The organism is Citrobacter sp. BIDMC107 (assembly GCF_001037575.1).
Lineage (GTDB): Bacteria > Pseudomonadota > Gammaproteobacteria > Enterobacterales > Enterobacteriaceae > Citrobacter > Citrobacter freundii.
The window spans coordinates 4,184,669-4,200,668 of record NZ_KQ089848.1; the positions used below are offsets into that span (position 1 = coordinate 4,184,669).

General features: G+C 50.3%; 16 protein-coding genes. 8 read left to right on the top strand and 8 right to left on the bottom strand.

Annotated elements, in window-relative coordinates:
* The first annotated feature begins 142 nt into the window (after window positions 1-142).
* Together SK39_RS19385 and SK39_RS19390 are read left to right on the top strand one after the other, a co-directional pair.
* Complete coding sequence (locus tag SK39_RS19385; protein WP_071687535.1) at window positions 143-1,513, top strand: L-serine ammonia-lyase; 1,371 nt, start codon at window positions 143-145, stop codon at window positions 1,511-1,513.
* Window positions 1,503-1,892 (top strand): helix-turn-helix domain-containing protein, encoded by a 390-nt coding sequence (locus tag SK39_RS19390; RefSeq protein WP_003840109.1) that lies wholly within the window; start codon window positions 1,503-1,505, stop codon window positions 1,890-1,892. The genes SK39_RS19385 and SK39_RS19390 overlap by 11 nt, the downstream gene beginning before the upstream one ends.
* On the opposite strand, the gene fghA is transcribed toward SK39_RS19390, so the two are convergent.
* Window positions 1,893-2,729, bottom strand: a complete 837-nt coding sequence (fghA, locus tag SK39_RS19395) for an S-formylglutathione hydrolase (protein WP_003845184.1) — start codon at window positions 2,727-2,729, stop codon at window positions 1,893-1,895. It abuts the gene before it with no gap.
* Between the two features lie 322 nt (window positions 2,730-3,051).
* Between fghA and folE the strand changes: the two genes are divergently transcribed.
* The 6 genes from folE (at window position 3,052) to mglC (ending at window position 9,971) form a co-directional block, all read left to right on the top strand.
* Window positions 3,052-3,720 carry a GTP cyclohydrolase I FolE gene (gene folE, locus SK39_RS19400; RefSeq protein ID WP_003027410.1) on the top strand — a complete coding sequence of 223 codons (669 nt, stop codon included), beginning with the start codon at window positions 3,052-3,054 and terminating at the stop codon, window positions 3,718-3,720.
* 14 nt (window positions 3,721-3,734) lie between these two features.
* Complete coding sequence (gene yeiB, locus SK39_RS19405) at window positions 3,735-4,892, top strand: DUF418 domain-containing protein YeiB (protein ID WP_048217328.1); 1,158 nt, start codon at window positions 3,735-3,737, stop codon at window positions 4,890-4,892.
* A gap of 144 nt (window positions 4,893-5,036) precedes the next feature.
* The gene (galS, locus tag SK39_RS19410) at window positions 5,037-6,062 is read left to right on the top strand and encodes an HTH-type transcriptional regulator GalS (RefSeq protein ID WP_003027402.1); all 1,026 of its coding nucleotides are present in this window, start codon (window positions 5,037-5,039) and stop codon (window positions 6,060-6,062) included.
* 292 nt (window positions 6,063-6,354) lie between these two features.
* Window positions 6,355-7,353 (top strand): galactose/glucose ABC transporter substrate-binding protein MglB, encoded by a 999-nt coding sequence (mglB, locus tag SK39_RS19415; protein WP_003027399.1) that lies wholly within the window; start codon window positions 6,355-6,357, stop codon window positions 7,351-7,353.
* Window positions 7,354-7,424: 71 nt separating this feature from the next.
* Complete coding sequence (gene mglA, locus SK39_RS19420; protein ID WP_003027396.1) at window positions 7,425-8,945, top strand: galactose/methyl galactoside ABC transporter ATP-binding protein MglA; 1,521 nt, start codon at window positions 7,425-7,427, stop codon at window positions 8,943-8,945.
* Window positions 8,946-8,960: 15 nt separating this feature from the next.
* The gene (gene mglC / locus SK39_RS19425; protein WP_003027393.1) at window positions 8,961-9,971 is read left to right on the top strand and encodes a galactose/methyl galactoside ABC transporter permease MglC; all 1,011 of its coding nucleotides are present in this window, start codon (window positions 8,961-8,963) and stop codon (window positions 9,969-9,971) included.
* Between the two features lie 57 nt (window positions 9,972-10,028).
* Here the strand turns inward: mglC and preA are convergent, their stop codons facing one another.
* From preA to SK39_RS19460, 7 genes are all read right to left on the bottom strand, one after another.
* Window positions 10,029-11,264, bottom strand: coding sequence for an NAD-dependent dihydropyrimidine dehydrogenase subunit PreA (gene preA / locus SK39_RS19430; RefSeq protein WP_003845190.1), 1,236 nt, complete (start codon window positions 11,262-11,264; stop codon window positions 10,029-10,031).
* Window positions 11,258-12,499, bottom strand: coding sequence for an NAD(P)-dependent oxidoreductase (locus SK39_RS19435; protein ID WP_032936671.1), 1,242 nt, complete (start codon window positions 12,497-12,499; stop codon window positions 11,258-11,260). Before SK39_RS19435 ends, preA begins: the two co-directional genes overlap by 7 nt.
* 233 nt (window positions 12,500-12,732) lie before the next feature.
* On the bottom strand, window positions 12,733-12,972 hold the full coding sequence (locus SK39_RS19440; protein WP_003027385.1) for a DUF2542 family protein: 240 nt from the start codon (window positions 12,970-12,972) through the stop codon (window positions 12,733-12,735).
* A gap of 2 nt (window positions 12,973-12,974) precedes the next feature.
* Window positions 12,975-13,694: an outer membrane permeability protein SanA gene (gene sanA / locus SK39_RS19445; protein ID WP_003027383.1), complete on the bottom strand. Its 720-nt coding sequence runs from the start codon at window positions 13,692-13,694 to the stop codon at window positions 12,975-12,977.
* Window positions 13,695-13,828: 134 nt separating this feature from the next.
* On the bottom strand, window positions 13,829-14,713 hold the full coding sequence (gene cdd / locus SK39_RS19450; protein ID WP_003027381.1) for a cytidine deaminase: 885 nt from the start codon (window positions 14,711-14,713) through the stop codon (window positions 13,829-13,831).
* 148 nt (window positions 14,714-14,861) lie between these two features.
* A complete protein-coding gene (locus SK39_RS19455) occupies window positions 14,862-15,557 on the bottom strand; it encodes a CidB/LrgB family autolysis modulator (RefSeq protein ID WP_003027380.1) in 696 nt (231 codons plus the stop codon).
* Window positions 15,554-15,952 (bottom strand): CidA/LrgA family protein, encoded by a 399-nt coding sequence (locus SK39_RS19460; protein WP_003027379.1) that lies wholly within the window; start codon window positions 15,950-15,952, stop codon window positions 15,554-15,556. The genes SK39_RS19455 and SK39_RS19460 overlap by 4 nt, the downstream gene beginning before the upstream one ends.
* Window positions 15,953-16,000 lie beyond the last annotated feature (48 nt).

Consider the following 16,000-nt stretch of genomic DNA (forward strand, 5'->3'; position numbering starts at 1 on the left):
AATGTTAAAAAAAAGATAAAATAGTATTGTTTTTTATACCAATAAATAAACAAAGTCTGAAAGGTATCATTTTTGATATACACATCACGGTCTGTTGCTATTGGCGGTATATTCTATTTTAACTAACAGGGATGGGTCTAAAATGGAAAGTTGTATTGATATTTTTAAAGTCGTCATAGGGCCTTCCAGTTCAAGAACAGTAGGGCCAATGCGTGCTGCGTTTAACTTCATTTCACAATTAAAGCTACAGGAGATCTTACCGCTAACGCGAGAAATCGAGGTTGAGCTATACGGTGCGCTCTCATTAAGCCGCAAGTGTCATAACGTTGATATCGCTCTTTATCTGGGGCTGTTGGGCAATCAGCCGGATGATGTTGATTTACTCCAGCAGATGGATCTCATTAAACGTGCTGAACAGGACGGCACCCTGACGCTTTCTCCTTCAGTTACCGTGACGGTCGCGATTAAGCCGAATCAACAACCGCATTCTGGCCATCCCTATGCGATGACGTTTCGTGCCAGGGATGATTATTTTACGTTGTATGAAGAAACATGGTTTTCAACCGGCGCCGGCCAGGTTCGCAAACCCGGCGAGCCGGCGCCCGAGAGAGCCGCGCAAAAAAACGCATTTCCTTTTGCGTTTCAAAATGCCGCGCAGCTGCAGGAACTGTGTCAGCGTAATGGACTATCCGTTGCGGCATTAATGATGAAAAATGAATTACAGGTGCATTCCCAGGCGGCGTTGCATGACTATTTCGCGTACGTTTGGGCGATAATGCAGCAGGCCGTCCATCGTGGTCTGCATACTGAAGGCCTACTGCCAGGCTCGTATCAGGTGCCGCGCAGGGCCTGCTCGCTCTATAAATTACTGGCAATGAAACCCTCTGCTAACGACTTTCTCACCAACCTCAACTGGGTGAATGCGTTTGCGATTGCCGTCAGCGAGGAAAACGCCGCTGGAGGGCGAGTGGTGACCGCGCCGACCAATGGTGCGAGCGGTATCATCCCTGCGGTCCTCAGTTGGTACGATAAGTTTGTCTGTAAGTTGGATAGCGCATCGGTTATCCGCTTTTTCCTCACCGCTGGCGCCATCGCGCTACTGTTCAAACAAAACGCGTCTATTTTAGGTTCTGAGGTTGGGTGTCAGGGAGAGATCGGCGTGGCCAGTTCGATGGCCGCAGCCGGATTAGCGGAACTGATGGGGGCGTCAGTTGCTCAGGTGCTGAATGCCGCAGAAATCACCATGGAGCACCATCTCGGACTGACCTGCGATCCGGTTGGCGGGCAGGTACAAATTCCCTGCGTCGAACGAAACGCGATTTCGTCCGTAAAAGCGATTAACGCCGCAACGATGGCGATGAGCCGTGTCAGCGAGCCATGCGTTTCGCTCGATGAGGTGATTGCCGCCATGTATGAAACGGGTAAAGACATGAGCGCGAAGTACCGTGAGACGTATCACGGCTGCCTTGGGAAAATTCAGCCCAAAAATCGGGGAGGGCGGCATGAAATATAACACCATGAATAATGATGAAATCATCTTGTCATTATGCGCTCGCATCAGAGAAACGCGGATTTCTCTGGCGCTAACGCAGCAGCAACTTGCTGACCGCGCACAGGTCGGCATTGCGACCATTAAACGCATTGAGAAAGGCGGCGGCCTCAATCTGGACACGCTTATCTCCCTGTTGCGTGCACTGAATAAGTTGCATCACCTGGATGCAATCTTATTCGAGTCTGAAGTGCGTAATTTTAACGAAGGTTATGAAGGCGGTGAGAGCGTGGGGCGATTACAGGTACGCCAACAGGCGGCCGATCTAAATCGTAAAGCGTCCGCGCCGCAGTCAGAAGAGATGAGCTACAGCGCGGCAATAGAAAATACGCTTTACTGGTGATCACTTCAGCAAATACTGGGCATGAAAGCGCAGGTGATCCTCAATAAACGACGCAATAAAGTAATAGCTGTGGTCGTAACCTGGCTGGATACGCAGTGTCATTGGCCATGCGGTTTGACGGGCTATTTCGGCCAGCACTGCGGGCTGCAACTGATCGGCAAGAAACTGATCGCTGTCTCCTTGATCAATTAGCGTCGGAATCGCGTCTGTGGGCTTACTGGCCAGCATTAACGCGCAGCTATCCCACTCAGCCCATTGTGTTTTATCTTCACCCAGATAAGCGCTAAAAGCCTTCTCGCCCCACGGAACGCGACAAGGGTTTACGATCGGCGCAAAGGCTGAAACGCTGGTGTATCTCCCGGGATTTTTCAGCGCCATAATCAATGCGCCGTGACCGCCCATGGAGTGTCCGCTGATGGCGCAGCGATCGCTGACGTTAAACTGCGAATGAATCAGTGCCGGAAGCTCATCACGCAGATAGTCATACATGCGAAAATGCGTTGCCCATGGCTGCTGAGTGGCATTGAGGTAAAATCCCGCGCCCTGGCCTAAATCGTAGCCATCATCGTTGGCAACCTGCTCGCCGCGCGGGCTGGTGTCAGGCATCACCAGGACAATGCCGAGCTCAGCCGCGATGCGCTGTGCGCCGGCTTTGGTGGTGAAGTTTTCATCATTGCAGGTCAGGCCCGACAGCCAGTACAGCACCGGAGGTGGGGCGTTATCGCGGGGTGGCGGAAGAAAAATACTGAAGGTCATGGCGCAATTTAACGTGGTGGAGTCGTGACGCCAGCGTTGCTGCCAGCCTTCAAAACAGCGGTGCTCTTCAAGCATTTCCATGCGTGGCTCCTTGTTGTGTTGAACCTGTATGTGTTTGCGAACTCACCATAATACAGATTATTCATTGCACTGTGAGTAACTTTCACTTCCGCATTGAGCAAACATACTTCATCATCTATATAACTTTACATTAACACTCAACGTCACCGGGCTGAACAGAAAGTGAAGTTGCTACAGTTAAAAGGCTGTGCCAATTTCAATAATTATCGCGGTGAATACTGGATTATGTGCGCCGCCTCACGCACAATGTTCTGGCTGTGATACAGCCTAAAAACTTTGCCCCATGCAGGGCAGAGGCGCCCCACCTGCAGGAGAAGAAGAAATGTCATCACTCAGTAAAGAAGCGGCACTGGTTCATGAAGCGCTGGTTGCGCGTGGTCTCGAAACCCCGCTGCGCCCGCCCGTGCAAGAGATGGATAACGAAACACGCAAACGTCTTATCTCTGGCCATATGACCGAGATTATGCAATTGCTCAATCTCGATTTGAGCGATGACAGTCTGATGGAAACTCCTCATCGCATTGCGAAAATGTATGTCGATGAGATTTTCTCCGGCCTCGATTACGCCAACTTCCCGAAAATCACCGTCATTGAAAATAAAATGAAGGTGGACGAGATGGTCACGGTCCGCGATATTACGCTGACCAGCACCTGCGAACACCACTTTGTCACTATCGATGGCAAAGCGACGGTGGCGTATATTCCGAAAGATTCGGTCATTGGTCTGTCGAAGATTAACCGCATTGTGCAGTTCTTCGCCCAGCGCCCACAGGTACAGGAACGCCTGACCCAGCAAATTCTCACCGCGCTGCAAACGCTGCTCGGGACGAATAATGTGGCGGTGTCGATTGATGCGGTGCATTACTGTGTGAAAGCGCGCGGCATTCGTGATGCGACCAGTGCGACCACCACCACTTCTCTTGGTGGATTGTTTAAGTCCAGCCAGAACACGCGTCAGGAATTCCTGCGCGCAGTACGTCATCACAACTGATTAGGGCAGGAACCATGGAGCGTAATGTCACGCTGGATTTTATTCGTGGCGTCGCCATTCTTGGTATCCTGCTTCTCAATATTAGCGCCTTTGGCTTGCCAAAGGCGGCATACCTCAATCCTGCCTGGTATGGCGACATCACCTTATCCGATGCCTGGACCTGGGCGCTGCTCGATCTCTTTGCGCAGGTAAAATTCCTCACGCTGTTTGCGCTGCTGTTCGGTGCCGGTCTGCAAATGCTGCTCCCACGCGGTAAACGCTGGATCCAGTCACGGCTTACGCTGCTGGTGTTATTGGGTTTTATTCACGGTTTACTCTTCTGGGATGGCGATATCCTGCTGGCATATGGCTTGATCGGCCTGATTTGCTGGCGGCTGATCCGGGATGCGCCGTCGGTAAAAGGCTTATTTAACACTGGTGTGCTGCTGTATCTGGTGGGCGTTGGCGTACTGCTGCTGTTGGGTGTGATCTCCGGGAGCGAAACCAGCCGCGCCTGGACGCCGGATGCTTCAGCGTTGCTGTATGAAAAATACTGGAAAGTGAACGGCGGAATGGAAGCAATCAGCAATCGCGTGGATATGATGTCCAATAGCTTGCTGGCGTTGGGTGCTCAGTACGGCTGGCAACTGGCGGGGATGATGCTGCTCGGCGCGGCATTAATGCGCAGCGGTTGGCTAAAAGGGCAGTACAGTTTGCAGCACTATCGACGTACCGGCGTGCTGCTGGTCATTATTGGGATGGCGATAAACCTGCCTGCTATCATCGCTCAGTGGAATCTGGACTGGGCCTACCGCTGGTGTGCTTTCCTGTTACAAGCCCCGCGAGAGCTGGGAGCGCCGATGCAGACCATTGGTTACACCGCGCTGATGTACGGTTTCTGGCCGCAGCTTAGCCGTTTAAAATGGGTCATTGCCGTCGCCTGTGTGGGGCGCATGGCATTAACCAACTATCTGTTACAAACCTTAATCTGTACCACGCTGTTCTATCAATTCGGCTTATTTATGAAATTCGACCGGCTGGAGCTGCTGTATTTCGTCATCCCGGTCTGGGTCATTAACTTACTTTTCTCCGTGATATGGCTACGTTATTACCGCCAGGGCCCGGTGGAATGGCTGTGGCGTCAATTAACCCTGCGTGCTGCAGGGACATCATTACCGCGAACATCCAGATAACGATCTGGATCACATTCATTAACAAAATGGATGTAAGCGCTTTCATTCCTGTGACATCACTCACGCAGTCCGTTTCATTGTGCTGACAAAATACCCAGCCTGGGGTGTCTGCGGGCAGCCGCAATCTAAAACAGGGCAGTGAATATGGTAACCATTCGTGATGTGGCACGGCAGTCTGGCGTTTCTGTAGCGACCGTTTCCCGCGTACTGAACAACAGTGCGCTAGTGAGTCCCGATACGCGTGAAGCGGTAATGAAAGCAGTCACTCAGCTTGGCTATCGACCTAATGCCAACGCACAAGCGCTGGCGACGCAGGTAAGCGACACGATTGGTGTTGTCGTCATGGATGTATCAGATGCGTTTTTTGGCGCGCTGGTAAAAGCCGTGGATATGGTTGCCCAGCAGCATCAGAAGTATGTCCTGATTGGCAACAGCTACCATGAGGCGGAAAAAGAACGTCATGCCATTGAAGTGTTGATTCGCCAACGCTGTAACGCATTGATTGTACACTCTAAAGCACTGAGCGATCGGGAACTGGCCGAGTTTATGGATCAAATCCCCGGCATGGTGCTGATCAATCGCCTGGTACCGGGTTACGCCCACCGTTGCGTCTGCCTGGATAACATCAGCGGCGCTAAAATGGCGACCCGTATGTTGCTGAATAATGGTCATCAACGCATCGGTTATCTGGCATCAAGCCATCGCATTGAAGATGACACCATGCGCAAAGAAGGGTGGTTAACTGCTCTGAAAGAGCAGGGGATTGTTGCGGCAGAAAGTTGGGTCGGCACCGGTTCGCCCGATATGCAGGGCGGCGAGTCTGCGATGGTGGAACTGCTGGGGCGCAATTTACAACTGACGGCAGTCTTCGCTTATAACGACAATATGGCAGCTGGCGCGCTGACCGCGCTAAAAGATAACGGTATCGCTATTCCATTACACCTTTCAATCATTGGCTTCGATGATATTCCCATCGCGCGTTACACCGATCCGCAGCTAACCACCGTGCGCTATCCCATTGCCTCTATGGCAAAAATGGCGACGGAACTTGCACTACAGGGCGCGGCTGGCACGTTGGATCCGCAGGCGACGCATTGCTTTATGCCGACGCTGGTACGTCGCCATTCAGTGGCGCTGCGGCAGAATGCGGCACCGATCACTAACTTATAACGCAGCGCGATGTAACCGCTTTCAATATGTGAGTAAATTCACAGTATATTAACAATGCGATAGCTATGATGACACTGTTTGTTGCGCTGTAACTACTATGTAACGGTGAATAATCACTTTCATCGAGGTATAGCTGCCTTAAACGATAATTAAAGCCTGTTTTGGGAGCGTTGCCAGACACGGAAGAAATATTTTTAAAAGTGAGCTTCGGCGTTCAGTAACACTTCAGTAACGTTCTGCCTGCCGAGCATTTATCTCAAGTACTACCCTGCATAATAAAACCGGAGATACCATGAATAAGAAGGTGTTGACCCTGTCTGCTGTAATGGCAAGCATGTTATTCGGCGCGGCTGCGCACGCTGCTGATACCCGTATTGGTGTGACTATCTATAAGTATGACGATAACTTTATGTCAGTGGTACGTAAGGCTATTGAAAAAGATGCCAAAGCGGCGCCAGATGTACAACTGCTGATGAACGACTCGCAGAACGACCAGTCCAAACAAAACGATCAGATCGACGTGCTGCTGGCAAAAGGCGTTAAAGCACTGGCGATTAACCTAGTTGACCCGGCAGCTGCAGGCACGGTCATTGAAAAAGCACGCGGACAGAACGTACCGATCGTGTTCTTCAACAAAGAACCTTCTCGCAAGGCGCTGGACAGCTATGACAAAGCGTATTACGTCGGTACTGACTCTAAAGAGTCCGGTATTATTCAGGGTGATTTGATTGCCAAACACTGGGCAGCTAACCCGAACTGGGACCTGAACAAAGACGGCAAAATTCAGTTTGTTCTGCTGAAAGGCGAACCGGGACACCCGGATGCTGAAGCACGTACTACTTACGTGATTAAAGAGCTGAACGACAAAGGCATTAAAACTGAGCAACTGCAGTTAGATACTGCAATGTGGGATACCGCTCAGGCGAAAGATAAGATGGATGCGTGGATGTCCGGTCCGAACGCGAACAAAATCGAAGTCGTTATCGCCAACAACGATGCGATGGCAATGGGCGCAGTTGAAGCGCTGAAGGCACACAATAAAACCAGCGTACCGGTATTTGGCGTGGATGCCCTGCCTGAAGCACTGGCGCTGGTGAAATCTGGCGCTATGGCCGGTACCGTGCTGAACGATGCTAATAACCAGGCGAAAGCCACCTTTGATCTGGCGAAAAACCTGGCTGATGGCAAAGGTGCGGCAGATGGCACTAACTGGAAAATTGAGAACAAGATTGTTCGCGTTCCGTACGTAGGTGTCGATAAAGATAATCTGGCCGAGTTCACCAATAAGTAAATACTCCGTCTGTGGGCGCAATTTCATTGCGCCCTTAATAACGCACTCTGCAAGGCCAACAAGGTATAATTATGGTCAGCACACATACTCAGTCGTCAGGCGAATACTTGTTGGAAATGACCGGCATCAACAAGTCCTTCCCCGGCGTTAAGGCGCTTGATAATGTCAATTTAAAAGTCCGCCCGCATTCTATTCACGCCTTAATGGGGGAGAATGGCGCGGGGAAATCAACATTATTGAAATGTCTTTTCGGCATCTATCAAAAAGATTCCGGCAGTATTTTATTTCAGGGTAAAGAAATCGATTTTCATTCTGCTAAGGAAGCGCTTGAGAATGGTATTTCGATGGTACACCAGGAATTAAACCTGGTATTACAACGCTCTGTGATGGACAACATGTGGCTGGGACGCTATCCCACCAAAGGCATGTTTGTCGATCAGGAAAAAATGTACCGCGATACCAAAGCGATATTTGATGAACTGGATATTGATATCGATCCGCGTGCGCGCGTCGGCACATTATCCGTTTCACAAATGCAGATGATTGAAATTGCGAAGGCGTTCTCCTATGACGCCAAAATCGTCATCATGGATGAACCAACTTCATCGTTAACCGAGAAAGAAGTTAATCATCTGTTCACTATCATCCGTAAGCTGAAAGAGCGTGGATGCGGTATTGTTTATATTTCTCACAAAATGGAAGAAATTTTCCAGCTGTGTGATGAAATTACCGTTCTACGCGACGGCCAGTGGATTGCGACCCAGCCGCTGGAAGGGCTGGATATGGATAAGATCATCGCCATGATGGTTGGGCGTTCACTGAACCAACGTTTTCCGGATAAAGAAAACAAACCTGGTGAAGTCATTCTGCAAGTGCGTAACCTGACCTCGCTGCGTCAGCCGTCGATTCGTGATATCTCGTTTGATTTACACAAAGGGGAAATTCTCGGGATTGCCGGTCTGGTGGGGGCAAAACGCACGGATATTGTTGAAACGCTTTTTGGTATTCGTGAGAAATCATCGGGTACGATTACGCTACACGGCAAAAAGATTAATAACCACAGTGCAAATGAAGCCATCAACCATGGTTTTGCGCTGGTCACGGAAGAGCGCCGCTCAACCGGTATTTATGCGTATCTGGACATTGGTTTTAACTCGTTAATTTCTAATATCCAAAATTACAAAAACAAAGTCGGTCTGTTGGATAATTCCCGCATGAAGAGTGACACCCAGTGGGTAATTGACTCCATGAGGGTGAAAACACCGGGCCATCGTACGCAAATTGGTTCACTTTCTGGCGGTAATCAGCAAAAGGTGGTTATTGGTCGTTGGTTATTAACGCAGCCAGAAATTCTGATGCTGGATGAACCGACGCGTGGAATCGATGTTGGCGCGAAATTTGAAATTTACCAGTTAATTGCCGAACTCGCGAAAAAGGATAAGGGGATTATTATTATTTCCTCTGAAATGCCGGAGCTGCTGGGTATTACCGATCGTATTCTGGTGATGAGCAATGGTCTCGTTGCCGGAATTGTTGACACTAAAACAACAACGCAAAACGAAATCCTCCGTCTTGCGTCTTTGCACCTTTAAGATTAGGGGCTCCTCATGAGTGCGTTAAATAAGAAAAGTTTTCTTACTTACCTGAAAGAAGGCGGAATTTACGTTGTTCTTTTGGTTTTGCTGGCGATTATTATTTTCCAGGATCCCACTTTCTTAAGCTTACTGAACCTGAGTAATATTCTCACACAATCCTCGGTGCGTATTATTATCGCATTGGGTGTGGCTGGACTGATTGTTACCCAAGGGACCGACCTGTCGGCGGGGCGTCAGGTTGGCCTGGCGGCAGTGGTGGCAGCGACTTTGTTGCAGTCGATGGAGAATGCCAACAAGGTGTTCCCGGAAATGGCGACGATGCCGATCATTGTAGTGGTGCTGATTGTCTGCGTGATTGGTGCCATTATCGGTCTGGTGAACGGTATTATCATTGCTTACCTGAACGTGACGCCGTTTATCACCACCCTGGGTACGATGATTATCGTTTACGGGATCAACTCCCTGTACTACGACTTCGTCGGCGCATCGCCAATCTCTGGCTTTGACAGCGGATTTTCAACCTTTGCACAGGGCTTTATTGCACTGGGCAGTTTCCGACTCTCCTACATCACCTTCTACGCGCTGATTGCCGTGGCCTTTGTGTGGGTGCTGTGGAACAAGACCCGCTTCGGTAAAAACATTTTCGCCATCGGCGGAAACCCGGAAGCTGCGAAAGTGTCTGGGGTAAACGTTGCGCTGAACCTGTTGATTATCTATGCGTTGTCTGGCGTGTTCTATGCCTTCGGTGGTTTGTTGGAAGCCGGGCGTATCGGCTCGGCGACCAACAACCTCGGCTTTATGTATGAGCTGGATGCGATTGCGGCGTGCGTGGTTGGTGGCGTGTCGTTCAGCGGCGGGGTAGGTACTGTGTTTGGCGTGGTGACCGGTGTGATTATCTTCACCGTCATCAACTACGGTCTGACCTACATCGGCGTAAACCCTTACTGGCAGTATATTATCAAGGGCGGCATTATCATCTTCGCGGTCGCGCTGGACTCACTGAAGTACGCGCGTAAGAAGTAATCGTACAATGTAAAAAGCCCGGTGCAGCGCAACCTGCACCGGGCTTTTTTATCTGCGTTACAACGTTAACGCATGTTCTTTCTCTCCAGGTTTAAATTTCACCTCGCCCAGATCAATACAGGCTACCGGGCAAACGTGACCGCACAATAAACATCCCACACATTTTTCCGTATTGCAGTGCGGTGTACGGGTTTCCTCATTCCATTCCATCGCCTGATGCCCGCCGTCATAGCAGGAGATGTAGCAGCGACCACAGCCGACGCATTTATCAAGATGGATGTTCGGATAGACAATGTAGCTACGGTCAAGCTCCTCGGCGGGGATGATATTGGCATTGGCCAGACCCACCATCTCCTCCAGTGAGTCAAGCCCTTGATCGGCGAGGTAATGTGACAGCCCGCTGATCATGTCCTCCACAATCCGATATCCATACTGCATGATCCCGGTGGTCACCTGCAGCGTGGCAGCGCCTAACAGTAAAAACTCGGCGGCATCTTCCCAGGTCTCAATTCCTCCAATGCCGCTAATCGGAAAATCCCGCAGTTCAGGGTGCATGCGTAGTTGTTGGATAAATCTCAAAGCAATAGGTTTAACGGCCTTGCCGGAGTAGCCGGAAATACTGGATTTACCGTTGACGACCGGCATCCCGATTTTCCTGTTCAGGTCGATATTAGTGATGGATTTAACCGTATTGATGGTCGCGATGCCGTCGGCTCCTCCGCGTTTTGCCGCCAGCGCCACCTCACACATATCACCAATATTTGGTGTCATTTTAGCCAGCATTGGCAGGGGCGAACCGCGTTTAACCGCCCGACAGTATTTTTCAACCAACTCAGGGCTTTGTCCTACATCGCTGCCCATAGCATGCGAGGTCATTTGCGGGCAGGAGAAGTTACACTCGATCATATCTGCACCCGCTTCTTCAACCAGGCGGGCCAGTTCCTGCCATTGCTGCTCATTTTCCCCCATGATCGACGCAATCAGGACCTTATCCGGGTAGTCTTGTTTCAGTCGCCGAATAGCAGCCAGATTCTCCTCCAGCGGATGCTCGGCAATTTGCTCCATGTTTTTGAAGCCAATAAAGCCGGTATCTTCTTTGCTGAGATGGTCAAAGCGCGGGGAGACTTCATTCGCAATAAAGAACCCGATCGTTTTAAAAACAATGCCGCCCCAACCGCTATCATAGGCTTTGGCGCACATTTCATAGCAGTTGCCCACCGGAGAGGAAGAGAGGCAGAACGGGTTGGGAAATTTGACGCCGCAAAAGGTAATAGAAAGATCTTTCGTTAACATGAGCAAGCTCCCTCTAAATAGTGATGAATGGCCTGAGCGGCTTCTTTTCCGGTTTTCACGGCGTAAACGACCGTTTTATCGCCTTCAACAATATCGCCCGCAGCAAACAGAGCCGGATCGGCGGTTTGGTAGTTTTGCGTATTGATAAGATTGCGTTGTGGCTTTAACGTGGCGAAATTATCAAGCTGAGCGTGTTGACCGACGGCAAGAATAATGTGATCGGCTTCTAGCGTGAGTTCGCCTGGCAGGCGTACGTGCTTAAAGGTAACTTGATTTCCGCTTACCGCCACGGGCGTGAAACCGTCAATAATCGACACGCCTAATGCCTGGGTGCTGCTGAATTCTTTATCGCTGGCCGGAAAATCAGCCAGTTCTTCACGCGCGACACAAGTGACTGACGGGCAGCCCAGCAGTTTCAACGTACTGGCGACATCCATCGCCACATCGCCACCGCCGATGATCAATACACTTTTGGCGACGGTAATATCGCCGCTGGCTTGTCGGGCGCGTTGCAGAAAATCGACGGCAATTTCAACGTGATTCGCTTGCTCAAAAAGAGGCAATGTTGAGCCGTAAGACATACCTGGGGTAACCAGTACGGCGCGATATTCTGCTTTGAGTTGCTCAACGGAAAGGGCATTGCCGACTTCACAATTGCACTTGATGGTCACGCCCATTTCAACGATACGGGCAATTTCATGATCCAAAACCGAATGCGGCAAACGAAACTCTGGGATGCCATAGCGCAACCAGCCGCCTGGCTGAGCCTGTTTTTCGAAGATGGTTACGTCATAACCAAGATTGCTCAGCGTTACGCTGGCCTGTAATCCTGCCGGACCTGCACCGATAATGGCGACCTTGCCCAGCGTTTTTGTTGCTGGCTGATATATTTTCATCGCGGTCTGCTGTTCAAAATCGGTTATAAAGCGCTGCAGACGCGCAATATCAATAGGTTTATCAATTCCTGAACGCGTACACCCGCGCTGGCATAATTTTTCGGTTGGGCAAACTCGAGCGCACACCGCACCGAGCGCATTATTTTCGCGGATAGTTTCGGCTGCGCCTTTAAAATTACGGAAATAAATGGAGCGAATAAATTTCCCCGGGTCGGTTTGCGCCGGGCAATCCTGACTACAGGGGGCATCGTGACATAATAAACAGCGGGAAGCCTCTTTTATTGCTAATAATGGGGTAAAAGCAGGCGTGAGCTCATCCAGATAATTTTGTTGTGGCATATTTTCTTCCTTAATGCTTGAGTAAATTAAGGCAAACCGTTAATAACAAAATATAAAAAGTGAAAGGCTATTCTTAAGGCTAAGCACTGCAGGAAGAGTATTCTGTGAAAGGATTCACAAATAGAAGATAGTTTGAGGGAAATGCTGACGGGCAGCATTAATCCCTTATCTTGAAATGGTAACTATTATCAAAATATTAGCTATTCTCAAACGCTAATATAAAGGCAAATGCGTTATCGATAAAAAACTAAGTAAATAACCATACCGAAGGATAAGCACCCGCATCCAGCATAAACCAGTACGTAAGACCAAAATTGCAGTGGCTCTTGATTGCGATAAGCGAAAACCGGTTCACGCGCATTCTTTTTAATTTTATCTACGGCTCCCGAGCGCCAGCCTTTCCAGGCTTCACGAAAACAAAACACGGGAATGAGCAGAAAGGCCAACACGACGAAAAGGGTTTGTACATCCATGCTTATTTTCCTTGTTTCTTTTGTAATTCGAGCAGTTGTTCAGGCGTGACTGCCGGATATCCCTGTGCATCGTCCGGTACCTGATGCATGGTAGGGATAGGGACCAGTGGGCCTAAAAAGCGGGGTTCACGTTTAAAAATGTAGAGATCGGCAAGTGCACCAAAACGGGCACCAAATTCACGTACCCGCACGGTGAGCATATCTTTTGGCGAAGGTACGGCGTAGCACTGGGCCTGGATACCCATATGGAGCGCAATAAACAAGGCACGTTCACAGTGGAATCGCTGGGTAATAATGATGAAATCGTTGGTATCGAACACCTTACGGGTGCGCACGATGGAGTCGAGCGTTCGGAACCCGGCGTAATCAAGCACGATGTCAGCGGGATCGACGCCTGCGGCAATCAGATCTTTACGCATCGTCATGGGTTCGTTGTAGCTTTGCTGCGCGTTGTCGCCGCTTAACAGCAGATAGTTTACCTTCCCGCTGTTATAGGCGTTCAATGCGCCCTGAATGCGGTAGCGGTAATACTGATTGATGACGCCGGTGCGGTAATACTTCGCCGTGCCCAGAACCACACCTACCTGGCGGTAGGGTAAATCCTGCAGTTCGTCGTAAATGTAGGGAGCAGTCTTCCAGCTCATCCACCGATCGAGTCCAAGCACAGTCAAAAGCAGCAAGCCTAGCAGGACTAACAGGCTGTAAAACACGCGCTTTAACATGCAGAAAACTCGTTATTTGGATGGAATTTCAATCAGGCTACTTTACCCGAAGACGTAGCGCAAGAAACAGCAATCTGATTGAGGGGATTTTAGTCACTGTTGCCCGATGACGTTACGCCATCGGGCAACACGACTTAGTCGAGTAGCACGCGCTCTATATTGTCGCAGCCCAGTGCTTTCAGCGTGGCAGACGTCGCATCCCACTGAATTAACGGCGCATCGGCTTTTTCAGCCAGCACGGCGCGTTGGATATCTGGATAATCATAACCATTCAGATTCAACAGGTTCAACGCGCCTTGCAGTGGTGGCAGGGTTGGGTTAAAAGCAGCATTTTCAGCATAGCTGCCGCTAAAAATACGACCATCTTTACACTCCAGCGCCACGCCGCTTGGGGATTTGCTGTACGGCATATGACATCTGTTGGCAGCGGTGATTGCTGCCTGGGTCAACGCATCGCCCTGCAGTGCGAAGCCGTGATCCTGATCGTCCATCAGCAGCGTTTTAATCTCCAGATCTTTCGGGCCGAAGGCATCTGGCAGATAATCGCGCAGCACGTGTGGCGCACGTCCCGGCAGATGAATACGTAAATCCAGTCCGCTGTTTAGTTCGTTCATAAACTGGCGACAGTGGCCGCACGGCGTGTAGTTGACGGTGATGGCGGCGAGCCCTTTTTCACCGCGCAGCCAGGCGTGGCTGATAGCGCTTTGCTCGGCATGAACAGTTTGCTGCATGGTCGCGCCCAGGAACTCCATGTTCCCACCGAAGTACCAGTTGCCGCTGATGCCGCGAGAAATAGCCCCAACGTTGAAATTGGACAGTGGAGTACGCGCGCAGGCCGCAGCCAGCGGCAGCAGAGCGAATGCCAGCGCGTCTTCGTCCAGTCCCGATTCGCGTTTCAGCAAAGAGACCTGCTCAGCAGTCAGCATGGCGGGGAAATGCGCATCCGCCAGAACAGGGGCCAGGGCTGATTGCAAGTTATCCGCGAGTTGGGCAAAAGCAGTTTGAAAACGTGGATGCATGGCGATGCCTCATAACAATGTAATGGAATCGTAGTTTACGGACCTGTTATGGCTTTATATGTGATCTAAATCCCATTACGTATGCAACTTATGAAACTTAAATGAAAAATGTGCAACGCATCGCAAATAAATAGCTAAAAAATGAAGGTTAACCCACCACCGCCAGAATAATCGGGAACAGGAATGGGGCAACCAACGAGGTGATAATGCCGCAAATAACCAGCGCCAGAGAGCTAAACGCGCCTTCCTGGTAGTCCAGTTCTGCACAGCGTGCGGTACCCAGGGCGTGCGACGCGGTGCCCATTGCCAGCCCCCGAGCGGCCTTGGTGCGAATGCGCATCGCATTAAGCAACGTATGACCAAATACTGCCCCGAGGATACCGACAAAAATAACGCATACGGCGCTGATAGCCGGAATGCCGCCAATACTGCCTCCCACGGCCATAGCGATAGGCGTGGTGACCGATTTTGGCATGATAGACGCGGCAATTTGCGGTGATGCGCCCATCAACAAAGCGATTGTCGTACCTGTTACCATCGCCACAACGCTCCCGGCAAAACAGATAGCAATGATTGATTTCCAGCGGGCGCGAATTTGGTGCAACTGTTCGTATAAGGGATAGGCCAGCGCGACCACGGCAGGTTGCAGTAAATCGTTCAGTACTTCGCTGCCTTTGAAATAGTGATCGTAGGGAATGCCGGTCAGCAGCAGAATGGGAATAATCACCACCATGGCAACCAGCAGCGGGTTCAATAGCGGCATTTTAAATCGTGCAGCCAGCTTACGTGCGCCAAAAAATACCGCCAGCGTAAGAGGTAACGACCACCAGATATACGACATCATTCTTTTGACCCTTTTTGCCCAACGATTTTGCGTTCACCGTGCACAATGTGCGAGCTCCAACTCACCACCAGGAAAACGACCAGCGTACTGATGGTACAGGACACCACTACCGGACCAAATTGTGCGCGGAGCAGGTCAAAGTACTGCATGATCCCCACACCAATCGGGACAAACAGCAGGGCCATATAACGAATCAGCACGTAGCAGCCAGGGTTAACCCATTTTGCCGGTAACACCTGCAAAGCCAGTAAGACAAACAGAATCAGCATGCCGATAATGCTGCCCGGAATGGTGATAGGAAGTAGCGACGCAAGAAAAATACCTGCGTAGAGGCAGGCATAAATCAGGACGAATGCGCGCAAATATTGCCAGATAACGTTCAGTGCTTTGCTCATAGTTGAAACCCTTGACGAGACTGATTCATCATACAATTAAACTTAAAA